Here is a 20,258-nt window from a genome sequence, read left to right as displayed (position 1 = left end):
TCGGATCGGGGGAGGAAGCACATATGGGCAATTTCGGGGAGCCGAGCGGTTTTTGGGGATTCATTTCGGAAGTACCGTTGTTTTTCAAAATATTCGGCGGAATCCTTATTACTTTAGTTGTAGGCACTTTTCTATTCATTATCGTAAAAGGGTTAAGAATTTGGTTAAGGAACAACGCCTCCGAGCTAAGAACGGTCAATTGCTTCGTGGTGGACAAACGGACGGAAGTATGGGGCGGATCGGGAGATTCGAGCGCGACCACGAATTATTATGTTACTTTCGAGATGGACGACCGTTCGCGAATCGAACTCCCGGTCCATGGCAAACAATACGGAATGCTCGCAAGCGGAGATCAAGGAGCGTTAACGTACCAAGGAACGAGATTTAAGGAGTTTAAGAGAGCCTAGAAGGCAATAGTGCTCAGGGAGTGATGACGGGAAAGAGCTGTCCCTTGTTCGCGAAAGAGGCTTTTCCCGTTTCTTCGGATACGACGAGTACGATCGCGTCGCTTAGCTCGGTCAAGCCGACCGCGGCACGATGCCGGGTACCCGTGATCCGTTCGTTATTTTGGACGGACGTCAATGGAAGGATGTGCTTGGCGGACACGATTTGATTCGCTTTGATCAGCACGGCGCCGTCATGGAGCGGACTTCCCGGATAGAAAATGGACTCCAGCAAAGTATGGGAGACGGGGGCGCCCACCGATATCCCCGGTTGAATGAGCGTATCGAGCGAATCGCTTCGCTGCACGGCGATCAAGGCGCCATGCCGGCGTTCGGATAGACTTTGAATCGTTAAGGACAAGTCCATGTATCGCTCGATAAAAGGAGACAAATAACAATTCAAGTAAAAAGTCGCCGCGCTCGATTCGATACCGAGAAAGCCTTTCTTGACCTTCTCGAATTCGCCAAGAACGCATTCTTCTTCATCGTCCAGCGTATTTATGAGCGATTCGATCTTGAAGATCATCTGCTGAAGGTCTTCCTTAATCAGCTTCTTCATCGGCGAGAAATCGCAATTGCTTGATGTTATCGACATACTTTCTCACTTCTCCTCTGACCTATTCCGTTTTAGCATGCAGAAGAGGGGGGGATTGTATGCAGTCGTAATCGAAATTGGAGAAGGAGGAAGACGTTGGGAAACAAGAAATCGATTCTAATCATCGTGCTTGCGATGACTATAATATTGGGTTGTTTGGCATTCGTCATATACAATCGGTTTCATGAGAGTCCTTTAGATCAGAAAATGGAACGCATCTCGTTTAACGATGTTCATCTGTTCATGAACCGAGCGGAAGTCGGAAAAATGTACGGGTTAGGCTCGGACAAAACCCCTTATTGCTTCGGTTGCGAACTGAATTTTATTTTTCCGCAAATCAAGCTTTCGGGACGGTATTCCGAGACGTTGGATCGCCGCATGGAAGGCAGTAAAAGCCCGAAGGTCAAGTTGATGACGACCGCGGATCCCGCGAACGAAGCATTGGGCGTGCGGGTAGGAGACACCTTCGAACAAGCAGCGCGGAAGTTGGAAACCGAGGGATTGCACGGTAGCCCAAACGGTTTATTTTCCAAAGGACGCTATTCCATTCAATTGTGGTTGGACGGGGATATCGATGACAGGAAGAAAAATAAAAACTACGAGTTCGAGCCGAACGATAAGATCGGAAGTATAACCGTCGGGTACAGAGTCGAATCGGATGAGAAAATCGTATACTAATCGGAGGTATGCAACCGCATGGAGTTGAAATGGTTAAGTTGGGCCAAGCAGATCCAAGCGATTAGCCAGACGGGTCTCGCTTATACGAAAGACGCTTACGATCAAGAACGCTTTGAGATGCTTCGCGAGCTAAGCGTTGAAATCTTGAACGAGTACACGCAAGTTGAATCGGAGATCATACGCGACTTATTCGCGCGGGAAACGGGTTATGCGACACCCAAGGTTGACATTCGATGCGTCGTGATCCAAGCAAACCGGCTCTTGCTTGTGAAGGAAAAGCTTGATGGCGCATGGGCGTTGCCCGGCGGATGGGCGGACGTGGGATTATCGCCGAAGGAAATTGCCGTAAAGGAAGCGAAGGAAGAGTCCGGACTGGATGTGCAACCCGTGAGACTGCTTGCCGTGCTGGATAAGAAAAATCATGGACATCCGCCCGCACCTTCCCATGTGTATAAAATGTTCATTCTGTGCGAAGTCATAGGGGGAACGCTGGAATCCGGGTTGGAGACGACCGAGGCAGCCTGGTTCGACAGAAACGCGCTGCCGGAGCTTTCCGCGGAGAGAAACACGGAAGCCCAAATCGTTCGCGTATGGGACATGGTCGCCAACGATGAACGCGAGGTGTGGTTGGACTAATCGCAACGCGAATAATGACAAACAAGGAACGCGCATTTAAACGCTGGGAAGGGAATCGCATATGGATCAATTACAACTTTCGCAAGTTCAGAGGGACAATTCGGATCTCGAGAAAAAGATCGCATGACCTGGCGGAGCGATATGAATTACCGAGTTTGCTATCCGGAAAACAGAATCTATATTTCACGCAATCACCAGTGGGCATTCGCTGCTTGGGCGATAGGGAAAGAGGAAGGCTGGACCGGTTCGCGTCCGACTCTGTTGCACGTCGATGCGCATCTGGACGATACGTGGGACGGAGTAATGGCCGAAGGTTTGCATGAAATGGAGTGCATGGCTGATTATCTTAACGTTGCCGGTAAGCTGGAGATCGACAACTTTATCTGGGCGGGCTTCGCGGCCGAGCTGATCGATCGGATCATCTACGTGTGCCCTAAGGATGAAGACCCATCCGATCCGTTCGATCTATCCGATTGGAATTTGAATGGCGAACAACTGGCGCCGATCAAAGCCTTACTGAAGAATAGAGAGTATTCCGGCTCCAGATTCGAATCCCTACATGATCTCAAGGAGCGTATGGGTTCCAATCTATTTCCGCTGGTCGCAGGTTCCGTCATCTTGGATCTAGATTTGGACGTCTTCGCCGTCCGCGACTTGGAATCCGAGCGAATTAGGCTCAAGCCGGAAGCCCTGATCAAGGAAGAACTCGCATATTTGCGTGATCTTTGCCCATACGTCTTGATCACGGTCGCGCTATCGCCGTCTTTCTGCGGAAGCGAAGACAATTGCGAACAATTATACGGCTTGTTCTTGGATGTCTTCGGATTGCGGCTATCCGAAGCCATCCCTTGGTAAATTGCGATATAATGAATAGCAAATACGATTTGTTGACGGAACTGGAGGTTAGCGATGAAAATTCTTATTCTGGGCGGCACCGCCTTCCTTGGTCATCATCTTGTACATAGCGCGCTCAAAGCCGGACACGAGGTCACGATATTCAATCGCGGACGTACGCAAACGGATAGCGGACAACCGTTCCCCGGCGTAGAGAAGCTTACGGGAGATCGGGACGGTAATTTGGATTCCTTAAAGGGCAAACGATGGGATGCGGTTATCGATACGTCGGCTTATGTCCCGAGAATCGCGAGGGATTCGGCGCGTTTATTGGCGGATGCCGTTGACCGGTACGTCTTTATATCCACGATATCGGTATACGAGAACTTCCTTGAGCCCGGACGGGACGAGGGGAGTCCAGTCGGGAAATTGGAGGATCCGGCTAGCGAGGATGTAGGAGCGAACTATGGACCGCTTAAAGCCGCATGCGAACAAGCCGTGGAGGAAGAGATACCCGGTCGCGCGTTAATGATCCGTCCGGGACTCATCGTGGGTCCTCAAGATCCGACGGACCGTTTTACGTATTGGCCGGCCAGAATAAGCAAAGGTGGAACCGTCCTTGCTCCGGGCAAACCGGAAGCTATCGTTCAATTTATCGATGTCAGGGATTTGGCGGATTGGATCATCAGGATGACGGAACAGCGTCGAACGGGAGTCTACAACGCGACCGGTCCGGCAACCCCCATGTCGATGTTCGATTTCTTGGACGCATGCGTGAATACGATCGGGAGCGACGCTCGACTTCAATGGGTCGACGACGAGTTTTTATTGAATCGCGATACAGGACCTTGGATCGAAGTGCCGTTGTGGCTGCCCGGTACAGGGGATACGAAGGAAGCTCGTTATTTGCTGAACGTGGATTGTCGCCGTGCGTTGGCGGACGGATTGACGTTCCGGCCGTTAGCGGATACGATCGAAGCGACGATGGCGTGGGATGCGTCCCGCAAAGAAACGGAGCGGAGAGCCGGGTTAGCGCCCGGGAAGGAAAGTCAATTGCTCGAACAATACGCCGGCGAACTTGATGGAGGCCTGATTACACCATGACGCAATCCTTTGAAATCGTACATGCCTTAAGATCGGATTTAGACAGGATCGTCGAAATTTATAACTCGACGATCGAGAGCAGGATGGTAACCGCGGATCTCGAGCCGGTAACCGTGGAAAGCCGAGCGCTTTGGTTCGAGGAGCATTCCGAGAATTACAGGCCGCTATGGGTTATGAAGCTCGATGGTCGGATTATCGCATGGTTAAGTTTCTCCAAATTCCATCAGAGGGCCGCATACGACGCGACTGCCGAGATCAGCATCTATATCTCGCCGGACAACCGGGCGAAGGGAGTCGGAAGCACTTTCTTGCAAATGGCGTTGGACGCTTGTCCCAGCTTAAACATCCGTAACGTCATTGGATTAGTGTTCGGACATAACGCTCCGAGCTTGGGACTGCTCAAAAAATTCGGCTTCGAACAATGGGGGTTCCTGCCCGGAGTCGCGATCTTGGACGGCGTGGAGAGAGACCTCGTCATGATGGGGCTTAAAGTCGGATAACGAATGCCGCATATAACAAAAGGCCTGCCTCCTCGCCGATATCGGCGAGGAGGCAGGCCTTTACTTCATATCGTGGTCATCGTCTTAGAATACTTTTGTCGTCCAGGATTCGCAATTCCAGATGTCCGTCGCTACGTCGCGATAAAATTCCGGTTCATGGCTGATGAGCAGGATACTGCCCTTGTAGTCTTTAAGCGCACGTTTCAGTTCTTCTTTGGCGTCCACGTCCAAATGGTTCGTCGGCTCATCGAGTACAAGGAGGTTCGTTTCCTTGTTGATTAGGTTGCATAAACGGACTTTCGCTTTCTCGCCTCCGCTTAGAACCGAGATCTTGCTCTCGATATGCTTAGTCGTTAATCCGCATTTGGCCAGCGCCGCGCGCACTTCGAATTGCGTCATGGAAGGGAAGTTCTTCCACACCGCTTCGATGCAAGTCTCGTCGGCCGCGCCTTTGATCTCTTGCTCGAAATAACCGATGAACATATTATCGCCTTGCTTTACCGAACCGGACAGGGGAGGAATCTCTCCCAGTAAGCTCCGGAGCAACGTCGTCTTTCCGATGCCGTTCGCCCCGACGATCGCGATCTTCTGTCCGCGTTCCATGAGCAGGTCGATATTCCGGCATAACGGCTCATCGTAACCGATCACGAGATCCTTCGCTTCAAAGATCAAACGACCGGACGTGCGGGCTTCCTTGAAACGGAATTCCGGCTTCGGCTTCTCCCTGGCGAGCTCGATAATATCCATGTTATCGAGTTTCTTCTGGCGGCTCATCGCCATATTTCGAGTCGAGACGCGGGCTTTGTTGCGCGCCACGAAATCTTTAAGGTCGTCGATCTCTTGCTGCTGGCGCTTAAACGCGGATTCCAGCTGCTGCTTCTTCGCTTCGTGCAGCAACAAGAAGTTATCGTAATCGCCGACGTAACGATTGAGCTCTTGATTGCCCATATGGTAGATCAAGTTAATGACGCTATTCAGGAACGGAATGTCATGGGAGACGAGGATGAATGCATTCTCGTACTCTTGCAAATACCGCTTCAGCCATTCGATATGTTGTTCGTCCAAGTAGTTGGTCGGCTCATCGAGGAGCAGAATGTCGGGTTTCTCGAGAAGCAGCTTCGCTAGCAGGACTTTGGTACGTTGTCCGCCGCTTAAGTCGTGGACGTCGCGGTCGAGTCCGATATCTCCGAGTCCGAGACCGCGGGCGATTTCTTCGACCTTGGCATCGATCAAATAAAAATCGTTGTTCGTGAGCACGTCTTGGATCGTACCGACTTCCTCTAACAGCTGTTCGAGTTCCTCGGGTGTCGCCGAACCCATTTTATCGTACATTTCGTTCATTTCCGTCTCGAGATCCATGAGATAACGGAACGCTCCGCGAAGGACGTCGCGGATGGTCATGCCTTTCTGAAGCACGGAATGCTGATCCAGATAACCGACTCGGACTTTCCTCGCCCATTCGACTTTGCCGGCATCCGGCTCCAGACTGCCCGTAATAATGTTCATGAAAGTCGATTTGCCTTCGCCGTTCGCGCCGATCAAACCAACGTGCTCGCCTTTAAGCAAGCGGAAGGATACATCATTAAAGATCGCGCGGTCACCGAAGCCGTGGGTTAAGTTTTTAACGGTAAGAATACTCATTTATGGACACCTTTTTCTGTAGGAATCGAGGTTTGCTACATACACCAAATTTCATTATAATGCGCAAGAGGCACAAAACTCAACGGTTTTGGTAATCCTCAATGCCGAACGCACGAAAAGTCGAGGGAGTTGAGCAGGTATGGAACCAAGGCAGAAAGTATCTACCGGGTCACCGTGGGAACCGATCGTCGGGTATAGCCGAGCGATTCGCGTGGGCAATATCGTCGAAGTGGCGGGAACGACCGCGATGAAAGACGGAGAAGTCGTCTCCAAAGGCGATGCATACGGACAAACCAAATACATTCTCGACATTATCCACGACGCGCTGACACAGCTTGGTGCCGTCATGGAGGACGTCGTTCGGACGCGAATGTTCGTAACGAATATGGCGGATTGGGAGAAAATCGGAAAAGCGCATGGTGAACGTTTCGCGGATATCCGTCCCGTGGCAACAATGGTAGAGGTGAAGGCACTTATAGATCCGGAATTGCTCGTAGAAATCGAGGTTCAAGCGATTACGCAATCATAGAAAACGGGGCTATCCCCAGGTCCGTTATGACCTGTCGGGATAGCCCTTTTGTCGTATTTGGAGGCATGTTCGCGCAAAATTCCTATTTGGACGAATGATAGCCTTTTTCTCCGAAGGGTTGGAGCTTCTCGATCCATTGTTGCTCCAGCTTATTCAGCTCATCTTTTATCTTGACGAACGGATTGTCGTTCGGTTTAAGTTTCTCCAACACCTCGATGGCGAAGGCGTCCGGACCGTACTCGTTCCATTCCTTTTGGAGTTCCTTGTTTGTTTCCGTGCCTCCGTTCAGGGAGATCATGCGTCCGTTGATCGTCTTGAGATTCCGCGTGCTGTCGACGAGCAATTTGCCATTGATCTTGTTTCTGATCTGGTAGACGGCGGCCTCTATCGGAATTTCCTTGAATTGTTCCACTAACCGAGCGCGTTCTTCCTTGCTTTTCATAATATCCGCTCCAATCCTTGATTCTAGTCTTTCAGCCAATACCGGCTGCCGTCAGGCTCTCTGTCCATGAACCCGTATTCGATCAAATAACGTCTAATTACCGCATAGTCTTCGTAAGCCGTCTTGATGATACGGTTAACTTCCTTCTCGGTGTAGTTCTGGTCTTTCTTGAAGCGCTTGGCAATCTCTCGCAGCACGATGAGCCTGTGCTTCTCCTGAATGTCGAACTTCAGAAGCGGACCTTCCGTGCCTTCGGGAAAATATTTCTCCAAAGCCTGTTCGGCTTCTTCGATCGTGTAATTGTATCGTTCGTCGACCATTCGCGCGGTCGCATGAACGGGGACGATCGCGGGCGCATGCTTGTCCTTATCCTTAAGAAGCTCCATTAACGTTAGAAATACCTTCGACTGCCGTTCTTTTTCCTTCAGTACGAATCGATGGTTGCGTATCGTAGACGCGCTTCCGATCGAAAGCTCCTTCTGAACTTCCGCGTCGCTCTTGCCTTGAAAGAAGAGGCGAAGGAGGCTATTCTGATGCTCGGTCAAGCCTGTCAGCTTCTTATCCAAGCCGACTAGAAATTCGAACACCGAGCCGTGAATTTGCTCGATATGATGGCGCAACGATCGTTCGGCGTCGTAAAAAGCGTCACCATGAGGATACACGACGCCTTGTTCCGTCGTCTTGCCGCATAACAAGCAAACATATAAATCTTGATCCCGGACGTATCCGCGCTTCAGTTGCTCGGCGGACGCATTCCAGAAAAGATCGGAAATACTCATCGAACAAACACTTCCCTATAATGTTCTATTTTATATAGACAATATACATGATCGTTTGTAAGTGGTCAACTTGAAGGAGGTTCCAAGCGTTATAGACCCCAAAGCGATCGGATTGTATAATTAAGAGTAGCGAGGAGGATGAACATTGAGTAAATATTGGAGCAAGTTAACGGCTTCTTTAGTGCCTTACGTGCCTGGAGAGCAACCGAAAGACAGAAGTTACATAAAACTGAATACGAACGAGAATCCATATCCGCCTTCTCCGAAGGTGATCGAAGCTATTCAAGCCGCGGCGAACGAGGATCTGCGTCTTTATCCGGATCCGACTTGCGATGAACTGGTTGAAACGCTAGCCGATTATTTCGGTTACCCGAAGGATCGTATCTTCGTCGGCAACGGCTCGGACGAGATTCTCGCGTTCGCTTTTCCGGCGTTTTACTCCGCGGATAAACGGATATTGTTCCCCGACGTCACTTATACGTTCTATCCGGTATACGCAAACCTATATGGGCTTAAATACGAGACGGTGCCGACGGACGAGCGATTCCGAATTCAAGCGAGCGACTATTGCGTTCCCAACGGGGGAATCGTGCTTCCGAACCCGAACGCTCCGACGGCAAGGTATATGCTCGTTGATCAGCTAAAGGTCATTTTGGAAGCGAATAAAGATCAAGTCGTTATCGTAGACGAGGCTTATATCGACTTCGGCGGACAGTCTGCCGTTCCGTTCGTCGCGGAATATCCGAATCTGCTCGTCGTTCAGACGTTATCCAAGTCGCGTTCGTTGGCAGGATTGCGCGTCGGTATGGCCGTAGGTCATCCCGATCTCATAGAAGGGTTGAACCGAATCAAGAATTCCTTCAATTCCTATACGCTGGATCGATTGGCTCTAGCCGGAGCGGTCGCTGCAATCAAGGATCGGAAGTACTTCGAGGAAACGAATCGGAAAGTCGTCGCAACAAGGACCCGAACCGTGGAGGCATTAAACGAGCTTGGTTTCCGCACGATCGAGTCGGAGGCGAACTTTATCTTTACCACGCATCCGGAGAGATCGGCGGAGGAATTGTTCCTTTCACTGAAAGGCAAAGGCATCCTTGTCCGATATTTCAATAAACCGAGGATCGACCAGTATCTTCGCGTGAGCATCGGCACCGATGATGAAATGCGTCAATTCCTCGAAGTATTGCGCGACATCGTAGACAACGCATGATGGCATAACCATGATCCGATAAAGGAGATGGCGCGGATGTCCGATTCGACAAGGGATTGGCCCAAATGGGCAACGGAAGAAGTGAGGCTCGCGGATGCGAATCCGAGGTGGTTGTCAGCAGGCGAAAAGCTCTCCGCCAGGTTGGAAGAGATATTGAAGCCTTACGGAGTCATGCACGTCGAGCATATCGGAAGTACGGCAATTCCGGGGCTGCCGGCCAAGCCGATCCTCGACATGATGGCCCAAGTGCCGTCTTACGATACGCTGAAGATGATCGCGGAGGCGTTAGCTCTCGATAATTGGAACTACGTGCCTCCCGAATTGGACTTGCGGCCATTTCGAAGGTTCTTCGTACAAGCGATAGACGACCGAAGTGTAGCGCATCTGCATCTTTATTTGCTTGGCGAGCACCGTTACGAGGAGCAGCTCGTTTTCCGCGATGCCTTGTTGGACCGGAGAGAGTGGGCGATGGCCTACGGCCAGCTGAAAGTGGAGCTGGCCGAACTTTATCGTCACGATCGCGAAGCCTATACGAACGCGAAAGCGGATTTTATTGAAAAAATACTACACGAGCTGAAAGTGAAGGTGACCCGAGACATGATTCCGGACTTGAAATATCCGATCGGCAGATTCAAGCACGAAGGTCCTATTACGTCGGAACAACGCGAGCGCTGGATCGATGAGATCGAGAGCCTGCCTACGATGCTTCTGAAAGCGCTAGCAGATCTCTCGGACGAGCAATTAGACACGCCCTATCGTCCGGATGGATGGACCGTCAGGCAAGTCGTCCATCATATCGGGGATAGCCATCTGAACAGTTTCGCGCGATTTAAGCTGGCCTTGACGGAGGAGCAACCCGCGATCAAACCGTATTACGAAGAGCGCTGGGCGATATTGCCGGATGCGTCCGATGCACCAGTACAATTATCGACGTCTTTGATTTCGGGGCTGCATGCGCGTTGGGCATACTTCTTAAGGGCGATGACCGAGACCGATTATGCGAAGACGTTTTTCCATCCGTCATCGCAGCGAATTTCCCGACTCGACGAAACGCTAGGTTTGTACGCTTGGCACGGACGCCATCACGTTGCGCATATTACTTCGTTGCGAGAACGGATGGGTTGGTAGACTTCGTTAGGGCCATTTAGGGAGTTATTTTGTTATAAACACCTTAAAGCCCATGTGAGCGTTCAAGAGGCACTATAACGCTTTTAATGGGAGACAGCGTGTGGTCTGGCAGAACCTTATTTCGTCGAAACAAGCAAATACGAGTTAGTTAGTGGTCTGGCAGAACCTTATTTCGTCGAAACAAGCAAATACGAGGCAGTTAGTGGTCTGGCAGAACCTTATTTCGTCGAAACAAGCAAATACGAGTTAGTTAGTGGTCTGGCAGAACCTTATTTCGTTGAAACAAGCAAATACGAGGGAGTTAGTGGTCTGGCAGAACCTTATTTCGTCGAAATGAGCAAATGCCAAGCAAGTAGTAGTCTGGCAGAAACCTCTTCGGAATCATTCGAGGAGGTTTTTTTGCCTCAATTTATAGGAAGTAAAATAATATCTCGACTAAGGCGTTAGGACGATGTAAGTAAACGTGAACGGACGCGGCAAGACTAAGTTGCTTTAGTTGCTTCAAGGTAAGCTGTTCCGCGATTCTAACGAGAATTTAGACGGCCTCGATAAGAGGCAGCAATTGTTCTTCGGGCAGAGGTTTGCTAAACAAGTACCCTTGGGCGTAATCGCAATTGTATTTTTTCAAGTAAACGAGCTGTTCGTAAGTTTCCAGGCCTTCGGCTACGATGCCGAATTGAAGCTGCTTACAAAATTGAATCATCGATCCTGCAACCTCACGTTCCGTGGAGTTGCCGATATCTTGAATGAAGCTTTTGTCGATCTTAATGAGATGGAAGGGAAGCTTGCGCAAGTAGTTCATCGAAGAATAACCGGTGCCGAAATCGTCGAGCGCCAATCGAACCCCCAAATTTTGCAGCTTCTTGAGCTGCTTTTCGGCGATCTCGAGCGAGTTCATCAGCGTACTTTCCGTTAACTCCAGTTCCAGTCGATTCGGATGAACACCCGTTTCCTTCAAGATCTCGCTCACTAGCGCCGGGAATTGATGATTTAGAAGTTGCACGCCCGAGATGTTCACCGACAGGACGAGCGATGATGAACCGGGTACAATGCGTTTCATCATCTCGCACGCTTGCCTGAGTACCCATTCTCCGATCGGGACGATTAGCCGGGTTTCTTCCGCGACGGGGATAAAATCGCTTGGAGATACCGAGCCTAGCTCCGGATGATTCCAACGCAGTAACGCTTCGAATCCTCTTAATGCACCGGTATGCAGCTCGTATTGGGGTTGGTAGTGCAATAAGAGTTGATTTTCCTGTAAGGCGGTTCGCAAATACACTTCGATGAGCGTACGCTGGCGAATGTGCTCGGACAGCTTTTCGTGGTATTGTACGGTTTCGTTGACGCCGCTCTCCCGCGCATGCTGTAGCGCCGTATAGGCTCGAGGGAGAATCTGATCCCAGGTTAAGGCTTCCCCTTTGTAAGTCGTGATTCCGGTACTGATCGTTACGTGGCATAGCTTGTGATCGATTATGTAAGGCTCCGATAGCAGTGCCTGCAGCTCTTGCCAATAGTTAGGCCCGATCAAAGGCAATTTCTTGCCGGCGGGATCGGCAACGCAGATAAGGAATTGCTCGCCTTCCAGTCGGCATGCGGAACTTGCCGGAGGCAGCCAATTCGACAACCTTTGGCTGATTTGTTTCAACAGGTCGTTCCTTACGCGCGTGCTGTTCATCGTAATAATCGTTTTGAGTCCATCGATATTTAATAACGTTAAGTAAAAAGGCGTTTTTTCGTGGATCTTTTTCTGCACTTGGGATCGGAATAGCCCAGAGTGGGGCAATCCGGTCATATCGTCGATGACAAGTTCTCTTTGCCTCGTCCATTCGACATTCATAAAGTAGTGAAAGAGGATAGAGGCGAGCGGGAACATGATGAATAGGCTTAAGGAGTAATATCGGACGCCTTCGATTCGCTGCCCATCCGGAATCATCAAAGCCCAAGCAAGATTATCGAACGCGACGAGAATGCCGATTACGAGGGGATAGACGATCTGTAAAGAATGCCTGCGATCCGCATGCCTGTAATAGTAGAATATTACGCCGATGACTGCGGCCGTTAAAGTGGCCAGAACGCCGGACAACATACCGATTCCACCAGCATAGACGCTATTAGCAACGATAAAGAATGCCGTAACGATCGCGGAAAGAGGACCTCCGATCCAGGCAGATAAAGCCATAACGATGTTATTCAAGCTAACGTTAGTGCCTGCTCCCACGTAAGACGGAACGAGCATCGAGATGACTCCGGCTACGCCGAACAATATTCCGATGACCGTCTTTCTCCAATAATAATTCCAATGAATCGTCGAAGGGTACAGACGGTTTCCGATTAGGAAAAATACAATTACGACTGCCATATTCTGAACGAGTTGAAGAATGATCTCCATTCCGTACAAGGTAATCCCTCCAATCAACTGACACCTATACCATTATGCATCCTAATCATTTGGAAAGTTACGGGGGAAATGTTAATGTATCGGAGCGAGTGACCGAATAGGGTTAGATGACATGACGAAGGCTCTCGTCCCCGAGAGCCTTCTGCGGTATGTACGGTTAGTTAATAAACTTATAGCCGACGCCCCATACGGTTTTGATGAATTGGGGTTCTTTCGGGTTTTTCTCCAGCTTGCGCCGCAAGTTCGTTACGTGTACGTCGATCGCCCTATCGTTGATGAAGGAGTCGATGCCGCGAACGGCATTAATCAATTCCTCGCGGCTGAAAACGCGATTAGGATGTTGATAGAAAAGCTTCATGATTTCGTATTCGGAGAAAGTCGTCTCGATATGCTCTCCATCTAGCACGATCGTTCTTCTTTCCAGATCCAACGATAATCCTTGTTGTTGTCCCATAACGTCGGAAGTCGTCTGACCCGCGTAAGGCAACGCAACCGGTTTGGCGGGTGTTGACCTGCGCAGAACGGCATCCATGCGAACTTTAAGCTCTTGCATGCTAAAGGGCTTCACGAGGAAGTCGTCCGCACCGGAACTAATCGCTTGTATGCGGACCGTGACAGACGGCTTCATGGAGATAACGATGATCGGAATCGCGGTCAATTGACGGAATTCGCCGCACAATTCGGTGCCGCTCGCATCCGGCAGCATCAAGTCCAACAACAGTATATCCGGATCGAACGTTCCTAGCGCGAATTTGCCCTCGCGGGCGGATTCCACTCGCTGTACTTCGAAATGTTCTTCGGTAAGATAGAGCGTGAGCATTTCTCCGATGATTGGATCATCTTCAATAACAAGAACTCTCGTCATCCTTCATCACACCTTTTAAGAGTTTGTTAGGTATGCTCATACTTTGCTAACAAATGTAGAATCTACTCTATTATATAATGTCGAATACTGGTAAGTCTAATTCCTTTTTTGTTCCAATAAAACATCAATGGAACAAAACAACTCGTCCAGTAAAACGTTCAAGCGCAGTTGGTAATCCGTCCATTTTTCATTCGATTGGAGAGCCGTCTGCAATTCCGAAGCTGCCGATTGAACGCCTTCCGCGCCTAAGTGTCCCGCCGAGCCGCTTAACGAATGAACGAGTCGAATGGCGCTTGAGAGGTCGCCTGACGTCAGGAGTTGTTCCAATCGTTGTTTCGTATCCACGTGCTGCAGGCGAAATTTATCGAGCAAGCGCAAATAAAGTTGACGTTTCCCGTCCAATCTACGCAATGCGGAGACGCTATCAAGTCCGGGCAATTCAGGCCAAGCTTCTAGATCAGGCGGGGACGACACGAGCGCTTTATGTTCGGTAGCAATGCCAGGCAACCATTTTACGATCATCGAATATAAACTCTCGGGCTCGATCGGTTTCGTAATAACATCGTTCATACCCGCGCCAATGCATCTCTCGTGCTGTTCCTTCGTGACGTCCGCCGTTAATGCGATAATCGGAAGCTCCTCGGGACTATAACGCTTGCGCAGATGAACCGTTGCTTCGATTCCGTCCATCTCGGGCATATGGAGATCCATCAGAACCAAATCCGCGGTTTTATTTTCTAACGCTTGCAAGGCCTCCGCGCCGCTTTCCATTAATTCGACTTCGATTCCTTGTTGCTCGATGAGTTGCTTCACGACTAAACGATTAATGATCTGATCGTCTACTGCGATGATTCTAAGCGGTAGCGAGTTCAAGTCGCGAAAGGGTTTCCCGGCAACCGCGACCTGCAAGTTGGCAACCTGAAGATCATGCGGAGTATAGATCGACTCGATTGTATTGGATCCGATGTTGACGTTGTCGATCCGATAGTCCGACGAGGCTTCGCGAATGATCTGCAATGTCTGTCTTACTTGAAGGGAGGAGGAAGGCTTTACGAGCACCGCCGCCGGTTTCAGCTCGTCGGGAAGTTGCAGAAGAGCATCTCGTCCTAACAACGTCGTTGAAGAAACGATCTTCACTCCCTGTTTGTCCAATGCGGTTTTCCATTGTACCCACGTTTCTTCTCCGTGCATATCCGCTGCTTCCATATCGATCAGCATGACGTCCCAGGTGCGTTCCTTTAGCAATAGGTCAGCTTGCTTCCATGCGTTGACCGCAACGACTTCGCAGCCGAACGAAGAGAGAAGGGACTTCCAATGGTCGGCGACCGTAGGTTCGTCTTCCAACACGACGACGCTGAGTTCTAACGGTCGCTTCAGCATCGATTTATCCAGAGGATTCGAGTCAACCTCGAACGCGAGTTCGAAGCGGAACGAACTCCCCGCTTGATATTCGCTATCGACGTAGATCCAACCGCCCATGCGCTCGACCAACGTTCCCGAGATGACTAGACCGAGCCCCGTTCCGCCGTATTTACGGCTCGTTTTCTCGTCCGCTTGAACAAACGGCATGAACAGTTGTTCGCGCTGCGCTTCGGTCATTCCAATGCCCGTATCTTTTACGCAAAAACTTAAACGCGCGATCCCGTCCTTTAATTCCAGCAAACGGATCGTCAATTCGATTTTACCGAAATTCGTGAACTTGATCGCGTTGCTTCCAAGATTAAGCAACACTTGCTCAAGTCGAGTCGAATCGCCGATTAGCCATTCCGGAATATCGTTGTCCGAGTGGAGGATGAAGTCCACGGGCTTTGGCCCCAACAATACGGAGAAAATACCGCTAAGTCGTTGCATAGCATCTTCAAGACGGAAAGGAACTTGTTCGATCGTCAGCTTGTCTGCTTCCAGCTTCGAGTAGTCCAGAACGGCATTCAGAATTCCTAGAAGGTTCTGAGACGAATCGGAAATCTGACGCAAATAAGAAGCTTGAATCTCCGACAAATTCGAACGCTGAAGCAAGTAGGCCAACCCGATGATTCCATTAAGCGGGGTACGGATTTCGTGACTCATCCTGGCTAGGAAGGAGCCTTTCGCCCGATTCGCTTCTTCCGCTTCGTCTTTGGCCAAGATAAGCTGGCGCTGCGCTTCCTTCTGATCCGATATATCCCGAACGATCGTCGAGAAGAAGACTTCCCCGCCTTCATGGGTCATGTGGGCAACTACCGTAATCGATACCATGCGCGTAACGCCGTTCTTGCCGATGATCTCCGTCTCGTTCTGCCAGAAGCCCCGTTCCCGGGCTTCCGTTAATCCGTCGGCGAAACGAACCGTCGCCGGAATCGACATGTATTGACTGAAGCGATTGGTATTCTCGTCGAGGGTATCGATGCCGAGGAAAGCATGCCCGGCACGATTCAAATAAAAGATTCGGCTTCGGAGATCGAAGGAAGCGATCATGTCGTGCGCGCTCTCCGTTATCTCCAAGAGACGCGCGTTGGATTCGACCGCTTTCTTGATCATGCTAATGTCTCTGGCGATAAGGACGTATCCTTTGGGTGTGCCGTCCGGATTGCGCATAATACTTGTATTGATCGACACGAGCAAAGGAATATCTTCCCGGGTGATCCATTTCCATTCCCAGTCGGGTAAGAACCCATCATGGGGAGGGATAAACAAGACGGTCTCGTCCGGAACGATCGAACGCTTCAGTTTGTCGGAGTAATATTTGGCGCGTTCCTTCAATTGAACCTGATCGTGCCAGAGCAAGAGCGCTTTTTGTCCGATAACATCTTCTTCCTCGTAGCCAAGCAGCTCGACGGCTCGCTTATTAAAAGAAGTAATATAGAAACGAGAATCGGTGACGATCATCGCGTATTGATTATGACGGATAAACGTATTAAACGGCTCGAATAGCTCTTGCAAATTATTAATCATGCTATTGACCGATTTTGCGAGCGTTCCTAATTCATCGTTGCTCTGAATACGAATAGGACTTGGATAGAAATTGCCGGACGCTACGTTCTTAGTTACCGCCAATATTTGCTTCAATCGGTCTAAAATGGCCCTTTGGGTAATGAAGTAGAGGAACGCGCCGACCAATATCTCGGTAAGCGCGATCAGTCCGCCGTTTAATTTTATCGATTGCAGGAGAGGGGCTTGAAATTCGTTCTTGGCGACGGAAGATACGACGTACCAATCCGTTAAGGGCATATGGACATAGAACAGTTTGACGACGCGTCCGAATACTTCCGCCTCTCCACTGCCTTCTTCGGTTAGGTGCATTTGCTTTACGAACTCGCTTAAATTGGGTTCGTCGCGCAAATAATTACGTTTTAGAATCAAGGATGAATCCTTATAGTTTAATAGATTGGTTTGACGGTCGATCAGTAGGATGCTGCTATCCTTATAATCGGAAGAATGTATCGTTAATTGTTCGCCGAGCAATTCGACGGAGTCGAAGGCCAAGTTGAGCGTGCCACGAATGTTATTTCGATTGTCTTTAAGCGGAACCATCAGCCACAGAACGGGATGATTATCCGAATCGAGCATGATGTCCGCATACGTGGATTGGTCGCCGAGCGCCGATTGGTAAGCAGGCAAGGAGCCGATATTCATATCGGTTCCGTCCAGTAACGTCATATCTCCGTTCAGACCGGCGATACCGACATGAAGTGTCGTCAGTCTAGCGAGCGGAACCTCCATGCGAACATATTCGAGCATTTGTTCTTTCGTATTTAGGCGTACGGGGATCGAGTGGCTGATGAGTTCGGCTTCCCGCTTCCGAAGGTCTAGCATCGCGTCCAGTCCCGCCGCCGTATTCTTCAAGCTGGACAAGCTTTGTTTTATCAATTGCTGATTCATCTGCTTATTTGAAGTTTCATAATTAATAAGGCTCATGACGACGAAGGAGCAAGTATTAATGAATAAGAGCACGATAACGAGCTTAAAGCGCAGCGTTCTGAACATCAGGCGAGATTCCCCCCGTCTTGAGTCGAGATTATTGGGATTTATTAGTGATATTCATACATTACAAATAATTGGGGATGAAATCTTCTAATACTTTGACTCTATCATAACTAAAGAAGGCAAAATTCGACAGACCTAACTTAGGATTGGAAGATGAGGAGAAATTATCATGCAAAAAAGCAGGAAGGAATGGTTGATGCCGGAATTCGAAAGTAAAGACGGGAGGGAGCTTCTATACGCAAGCTTCGCTGAACGTTACGGGTTTAACGAGGGAGAGAGGGAAGTGCTGAGGCTGTTCATGTTATTCGGCTTCGAGGACAATGAAATCGCGAGAATTATGCATATCTCTTCGGGCGAACTGAATAATTATTTGAACTGCATGCTGGGGAAAACGAGATCGCATACGCTCCGCGAGCTTCAAGCGCTTTTCATAAGGTATATTTTGCAGAAGCTTCCGGCATGAGCCGAAAGCTTCTTGTTCGTTAATCTCATTAATTATCATACGGAAGGGATATGGCGAATTGCGCGCCGCCCTTAAGACGGTTGCTCGCGGCAATCTCCCCTCCGTGCATCTCGATGATTTTCTTCACGATCGACAGACCGAGCCCGCTTCCTCCGCCTTCGCGTTCGCGGGATTTATCCTCTCTGAAGAACCGTTCGAACAAGTGGGGGAGCGCTTCGTCCGAAATATCCGGACCGCTATTAAAAAGCACGGCGTGCACCTGCTTGTGCCCGACCGTGAGGCGCACGCCGATCGTTCCGCCTTCCGGAGTGAACTTGATGCTGTTATGAAGCAAGTTAATCCAAACTTGGCTCATCAAGTCTTCGTCGGCGACGACGGTGACCTCCGGCAATTCGACTTCCATCTCGATGTTTTTCTCTTGCCACAGCGGCTCGCTCGATAAAATGATATGTCGAAGCTGTCGATCCAACCTGTATGGCTTCGCTTCGAACGGATGATGCTTGGACTCGAGCGACGTAAGCTTCAGCAGATTGTCGCTCAACCGGGACAATCGCTTGCTTTCCATCTCGATAATATCCAAATAATGATGTCGCGTGTCTGTCGGCAGATCGTCCCGTTGCAGTGCCCGTGCGAAGCCGGAGATCGAGGTGAGCGGGGACTGAAATTCATGCGATACGTTAGAGATGAACTCTTGGCGCATTTTCTCCATTTGGTTCAGTTCGGATGCCATCTCGTTAAAGCTGGAGATGAGCGGACCGAATTGCCCCATATAACGCAGGTTCGTCTTCAAGGTAACTTCGAAATTACCCTTTGACAATTCTTTCATCGCGCTGATGAGGTGGAAAAACCAATCCATCTGCCTGCGAACGGGCTTAATAAAAATTCGGGCGAAGGTGCCAAAGGCGAACACGAGGAACAAGCCCACCTCGATCGTTAAAAATTGTTTCCATATCGGGTGTCCGACCGAAGGGTCGAACCAGTCGACGATATGATTCAACAATAAGTAGGCGATCCCCCATGTGGCCGCGATCAACAAATGAATGCCGACGAGTCCGAAAACGATCCACTTTAAAGGCGGTCTGAATTGCTTGCCTAGCTCGCGCATTTTCGCCCGTTCCTCGGGAGTTAACCAGTCGTCTCCTTCGAACCGGAATCTTCTTCGATGATGTTTTCGGTGAGCGCGATGTTCCCGTTTCTCGTGTCTCATGTGTTTTCTCTCGTTGCCTCCGTGATGCCCCCCGCGCTTCATTCGATAACCTCCAACCGATAACCTAATCCGCGGATCGTCGTGATCCGGAAACCGTATTGACCGTCGGGAAACCTCTCGCGAAGTCGCTTGATATGCACGTCGACCGTGCGTTCGTCTCCTTCGTAATCGAATCCCCAGATTTGCTCGATGAGCTGTTCCCGGGAAAAAGTCTTCCCCGTGTAGCTAGATAGCTTGAATAGCAGCTCGAACTCCTTAAGCGGCAACGTAAGCGATTGATCTCCCGCTTGAAGGGAGTAGGTTTGCCGATTCAATTGAATGATGCCTACCGTAACGTTCTGCGAGATCGAGATCCGGTAGCGCTTCAAAAGCGCCTTGACCCGGGCGACGAGTTCGACGGGTTCGAACGGCTTAACCATATAGTCGTCCGTGCCGAGTTGGAATCCCTTTACCTTCTGCGCCGTCTCCCCCTTGGCAGTGAGCATAAGAAGCGGCATCTCGTAATGCTCCCGAAGTTCGCGACACAGCTCCCAGCCGTCCATGCGCGGCATCATAATGTCCAAGATAACGAGATCGGCGGACGCCAAGGCAAGCTGTTCGAGCGCGTGAACCCCGTTAGTCGCCTCGGCGACCTCGAAACCTTCTTGCGTCAGGAACACGCGAATGAGTTCACGGATATGCGGATCGTCGTCCACGATTAGAATTCTAGTCATTGTGTTAACCTCCCGGTACACGGTTATACCTGTAACTTCTGTTTTGTTATTGGTGAGAGTTCATCTTCTTCTATCATGATGCATCGGGAATATGAACTCAATATGAACGATCCGACTATCCCTTTCGAAT

Annotated in this window: 19 protein-coding genes and 1 pseudogene; 11 read left to right on the top strand and 9 right to left on the bottom strand. The window is 50.0% G+C overall.

What is annotated here, in order from left to right; genetic code table 11:
• Nucleotides 1–23 precede the first annotated feature (23 nt).
• Entirely contained in the window at nucleotides 24–407 is a 384-nt protein-coding gene (locus D7Z26_RS02335; RefSeq protein ID WP_120974439.1) for a DUF2500 domain-containing protein, read from the top strand.
• 13 nt (nucleotides 408–420) lie between these two features.
• Here D7Z26_RS02335 and cdaS read toward each other — a convergent pair whose 3' ends face one another.
• Nucleotides 421–1,032: a sporulation-specific diadenylate cyclase CdaS gene (gene cdaS / locus D7Z26_RS02330; protein WP_199731655.1), complete on the bottom strand. Its 612-nt coding sequence runs from the start codon at nucleotides 1,030–1,032 to the stop codon at nucleotides 421–423.
• A 102-nt stretch (nucleotides 1,033–1,134) separates the two neighbouring features.
• Between cdaS and D7Z26_RS02325 the strand changes: the two genes are divergently transcribed.
• From D7Z26_RS02325 to D7Z26_RS02305, 5 genes are all read left to right on the top strand, one after another.
• Nucleotides 1,135–1,716, top strand: coding sequence for a hypothetical protein (locus tag D7Z26_RS02325; RefSeq protein WP_120974435.1), 582 nt, complete (start codon nucleotides 1,135–1,137; stop codon nucleotides 1,714–1,716).
• Nucleotides 1,717–1,734: 18 nt separating this feature from the next.
• Complete coding sequence (locus D7Z26_RS02320) at nucleotides 1,735–2,352, top strand: NUDIX hydrolase (protein WP_120974433.1); 618 nt, start codon at nucleotides 1,735–1,737, stop codon at nucleotides 2,350–2,352.
• 141 nt (nucleotides 2,353–2,493) lie between these two features.
• On the top strand, nucleotides 2,494–3,207 hold the full coding sequence (locus tag D7Z26_RS02315) for a peptide arginase family protein (RefSeq protein ID WP_158602160.1): 714 nt from the start codon (nucleotides 2,494–2,496) through the stop codon (nucleotides 3,205–3,207).
• Between the two features lie 54 nt (nucleotides 3,208–3,261).
• A complete protein-coding gene (locus D7Z26_RS02310) occupies nucleotides 3,262–4,290 on the top strand; it encodes an NAD-dependent epimerase/dehydratase family protein (RefSeq protein WP_120974430.1) in 1,029 nt (342 codons plus the stop codon).
• Nucleotides 4,287–4,790 carry a GNAT family N-acetyltransferase gene (locus D7Z26_RS02305; protein WP_120974429.1) on the top strand — a complete coding sequence of 168 codons (504 nt, stop codon included), beginning with the start codon at nucleotides 4,287–4,289 and terminating at the stop codon, nucleotides 4,788–4,790. The genes D7Z26_RS02310 and D7Z26_RS02305 overlap by 4 nt, the downstream gene beginning before the upstream one ends.
• An 84-nt stretch (nucleotides 4,791–4,874) precedes the next feature.
• Here the strand turns inward: D7Z26_RS02305 and D7Z26_RS02300 are convergent, their stop codons facing one another.
• On the bottom strand, nucleotides 4,875–6,431 hold the full coding sequence (locus tag D7Z26_RS02300) for an ABC-F family ATP-binding cassette domain-containing protein (protein ID WP_120974428.1): 1,557 nt from the start codon (nucleotides 6,429–6,431) through the stop codon (nucleotides 4,875–4,877).
• 139 nt (nucleotides 6,432–6,570) lie between these two features.
• Between D7Z26_RS02300 and D7Z26_RS02295 the strand changes: the two genes are divergently transcribed.
• Nucleotides 6,571–6,960: a RidA family protein gene (locus tag D7Z26_RS02295; protein ID WP_120974426.1), complete on the top strand. Its 390-nt coding sequence runs from the start codon at nucleotides 6,571–6,573 to the stop codon at nucleotides 6,958–6,960.
• 82 nt (nucleotides 6,961–7,042) lie between these two features.
• On the opposite strand, the gene D7Z26_RS02290 is transcribed toward D7Z26_RS02295, so the two are convergent.
• Nucleotides 7,043–7,402: a GIY-YIG nuclease family protein gene (locus D7Z26_RS02290; protein ID WP_120974424.1), complete on the bottom strand. Its 360-nt coding sequence runs from the start codon at nucleotides 7,400–7,402 to the stop codon at nucleotides 7,043–7,045.
• A gap of 23 nt (nucleotides 7,403–7,425) precedes the next feature.
• On the bottom strand, nucleotides 7,426–8,181 hold the full coding sequence (locus tag D7Z26_RS02285) for a DUF2087 domain-containing protein (RefSeq protein ID WP_120974421.1): 756 nt from the start codon (nucleotides 8,179–8,181) through the stop codon (nucleotides 7,426–7,428).
• A gap of 145 nt (nucleotides 8,182–8,326) precedes the next feature.
• Between D7Z26_RS02285 and hisC the strand changes: the two genes are divergently transcribed.
• The 3 genes and pseudogenes from hisC (at nucleotide 8,327) to D7Z26_RS27400 (ending at nucleotide 10,519) form a co-directional block, all read left to right on the top strand.
• Nucleotides 8,327–9,391 (top strand): histidinol-phosphate transaminase, encoded by a 1,065-nt coding sequence (hisC, locus tag D7Z26_RS02280; RefSeq protein ID WP_120974420.1) that lies wholly within the window; start codon nucleotides 8,327–8,329, stop codon nucleotides 9,389–9,391.
• Nucleotides 9,392–9,418: 27 nt separating this feature from the next.
• Nucleotides 9,419–9,949 (top strand): annotated as a pseudogene (locus D7Z26_RS27405) (GrpB family protein); the annotation flags it as partial.
• Nucleotides 9,950–9,991: 42 nt separating this feature from the next.
• Nucleotides 9,992–10,519 (top strand): YfiT family bacillithiol transferase, encoded by a 528-nt coding sequence (locus D7Z26_RS27400; protein WP_325050427.1) that lies wholly within the window; start codon nucleotides 9,992–9,994, stop codon nucleotides 10,517–10,519.
• Nucleotides 10,520–11,054: 535 nt separating this feature from the next.
• Here the strand turns inward: D7Z26_RS27400 and D7Z26_RS02270 are convergent.
• The 3 genes from D7Z26_RS02270 to D7Z26_RS02260 form a co-directional block, all read right to left on the bottom strand.
• Nucleotides 11,055–12,908 carry a putative bifunctional diguanylate cyclase/phosphodiesterase gene (locus D7Z26_RS02270; RefSeq protein ID WP_233566626.1) on the bottom strand — a complete coding sequence of 618 codons (1,854 nt, stop codon included), beginning with the start codon at nucleotides 12,906–12,908 and terminating at the stop codon, nucleotides 11,055–11,057.
• Nucleotides 12,909–13,074: 166 nt separating this feature from the next.
• Nucleotides 13,075–13,782 (bottom strand): response regulator transcription factor, encoded by a 708-nt coding sequence (locus D7Z26_RS02265; RefSeq protein ID WP_120974414.1) that lies wholly within the window; start codon nucleotides 13,780–13,782, stop codon nucleotides 13,075–13,077.
• Nucleotides 13,783–13,878: 96 nt separating this feature from the next.
• Nucleotides 13,879–17,745 carry a response regulator gene (locus tag D7Z26_RS02260; RefSeq protein ID WP_120974412.1) on the bottom strand — a complete coding sequence of 1,289 codons (3,867 nt, stop codon included), beginning with the start codon at nucleotides 17,743–17,745 and terminating at the stop codon, nucleotides 13,879–13,881.
• A gap of 169 nt (nucleotides 17,746–17,914) precedes the next feature.
• On the opposite strand from D7Z26_RS02260, the gene D7Z26_RS02255 reads away from it, so the two are divergent.
• The gene (locus tag D7Z26_RS02255) at nucleotides 17,915–18,208 is read left to right on the top strand and encodes a helix-turn-helix transcriptional regulator (RefSeq protein WP_120974410.1); all 294 of its coding nucleotides are present in this window, start codon (nucleotides 17,915–17,917) and stop codon (nucleotides 18,206–18,208) included.
• Nucleotides 18,209–18,236: 28 nt separating this feature from the next.
• Here the strand turns inward: D7Z26_RS02255 and D7Z26_RS02250 are convergent, their stop codons facing one another.
• Both D7Z26_RS02250 and D7Z26_RS02245 read right to left on the bottom strand, forming a co-directional pair.
• Nucleotides 18,237–19,457 carry a sensor histidine kinase gene (locus D7Z26_RS02250; protein ID WP_233566564.1) on the bottom strand — a complete coding sequence of 407 codons (1,221 nt, stop codon included), beginning with the start codon at nucleotides 19,455–19,457 and terminating at the stop codon, nucleotides 18,237–18,239.
• Nucleotides 19,454–20,128 (bottom strand): response regulator transcription factor, encoded by a 675-nt coding sequence (locus D7Z26_RS02245; protein WP_120974408.1) that lies wholly within the window; start codon nucleotides 20,126–20,128, stop codon nucleotides 19,454–19,456. The genes D7Z26_RS02250 and D7Z26_RS02245 overlap by 4 nt, the downstream gene beginning before the upstream one ends.
• Between the last annotated feature and the right edge of the window lie 130 nt (nucleotides 20,129–20,258).

Origin of the sequence: Cohnella endophytica, assembly GCF_003628305.1 — a bacterium.
In the GTDB taxonomy this organism is placed as follows: Bacteria; Bacillota; Bacilli; order Paenibacillales; family Paenibacillaceae; genus Cohnella; species Cohnella endophytica.
The sequence above is the reverse complement of the archived record's forward strand: the minus strand, read 5'-3'. Positions and strand labels throughout refer to the sequence as shown.

What these genes read in the sequence shown, in the direction of transcription:
- D7Z26_RS02335 (WP_120974439.1), top strand. Translation starts at nt 24, where the DNA reads ATGGGCAATTTCGGGGAGCCGAGCGGTTTTTGGGGATTCATTTCGGAA.
- D7Z26_RS02320 (WP_120974433.1), top strand. Translation starts at nt 1,735, where the DNA reads ATGGAGTTGAAATGGTTAAGTTGGGCCAAGCAGATCCAAGCGATTAGC.
- D7Z26_RS02315 (WP_158602160.1), top strand. Translation starts at nt 2,494, where the DNA reads ATGAATTACCGAGTTTGCTATCCGGAAAACAGAATCTATATTTCACGC.
- D7Z26_RS02310 (WP_120974430.1), top strand. Translation starts at nt 3,262, where the DNA reads ATGAAAATTCTTATTCTGGGCGGCACCGCCTTCCTTGGTCATCATCTT.
- D7Z26_RS02305 (WP_120974429.1), top strand. Translation starts at nt 4,287, where the DNA reads ATGACGCAATCCTTTGAAATCGTACATGCCTTAAGATCGGATTTAGAC.
- D7Z26_RS02300 (WP_120974428.1), bottom strand. Translation starts at nt 6,431, where the DNA reads ATGAGTATTCTTACCGTTAAAAACTTAACCCACGGCTTCGGTGACCGC.
- D7Z26_RS02295 (WP_120974426.1), top strand. Translation starts at nt 6,571, where the DNA reads ATGGAACCAAGGCAGAAAGTATCTACCGGGTCACCGTGGGAACCGATC.
- D7Z26_RS02290 (WP_120974424.1), bottom strand. Translation starts at nt 7,402, where the DNA reads ATGAAAAGCAAGGAAGAACGCGCTCGGTTAGTGGAACAATTCAAGGAA.
- D7Z26_RS02285 (WP_120974421.1), bottom strand. Translation starts at nt 8,181, where the DNA reads ATGAGTATTTCCGATCTTTTCTGGAATGCGTCCGCCGAGCAACTGAAG.
- D7Z26_RS02270 (WP_233566626.1), bottom strand. Translation starts at nt 12,908, where the DNA reads ATGGAGATCATTCTTCAACTCGTTCAGAATATGGCAGTCGTAATTGTA.
- D7Z26_RS02265 (WP_120974414.1), bottom strand. Translation starts at nt 13,782, where the DNA reads ATGACGAGAGTTCTTGTTATTGAAGATGATCCAATCATCGGAGAAATG.
- D7Z26_RS02260 (WP_120974412.1), bottom strand. Translation starts at nt 17,745, where the DNA reads ATGTTCAGAACGCTGCGCTTTAAGCTCGTTATCGTGCTCTTATTCATT.
- D7Z26_RS02255 (WP_120974410.1), top strand. Translation starts at nt 17,915, where the DNA reads ATGCAAAAAAGCAGGAAGGAATGGTTGATGCCGGAATTCGAAAGTAAA.
- D7Z26_RS02250 (WP_233566564.1), bottom strand. Translation starts at nt 19,457, where the DNA reads ATGAAGCGCGGGGGGCATCACGGAGGCAACGAGAGAAAACACATGAGA.
- D7Z26_RS02245 (WP_120974408.1), bottom strand. Translation starts at nt 20,128, where the DNA reads ATGACTAGAATTCTAATCGTGGACGACGATCCGCATATCCGTGAACTC.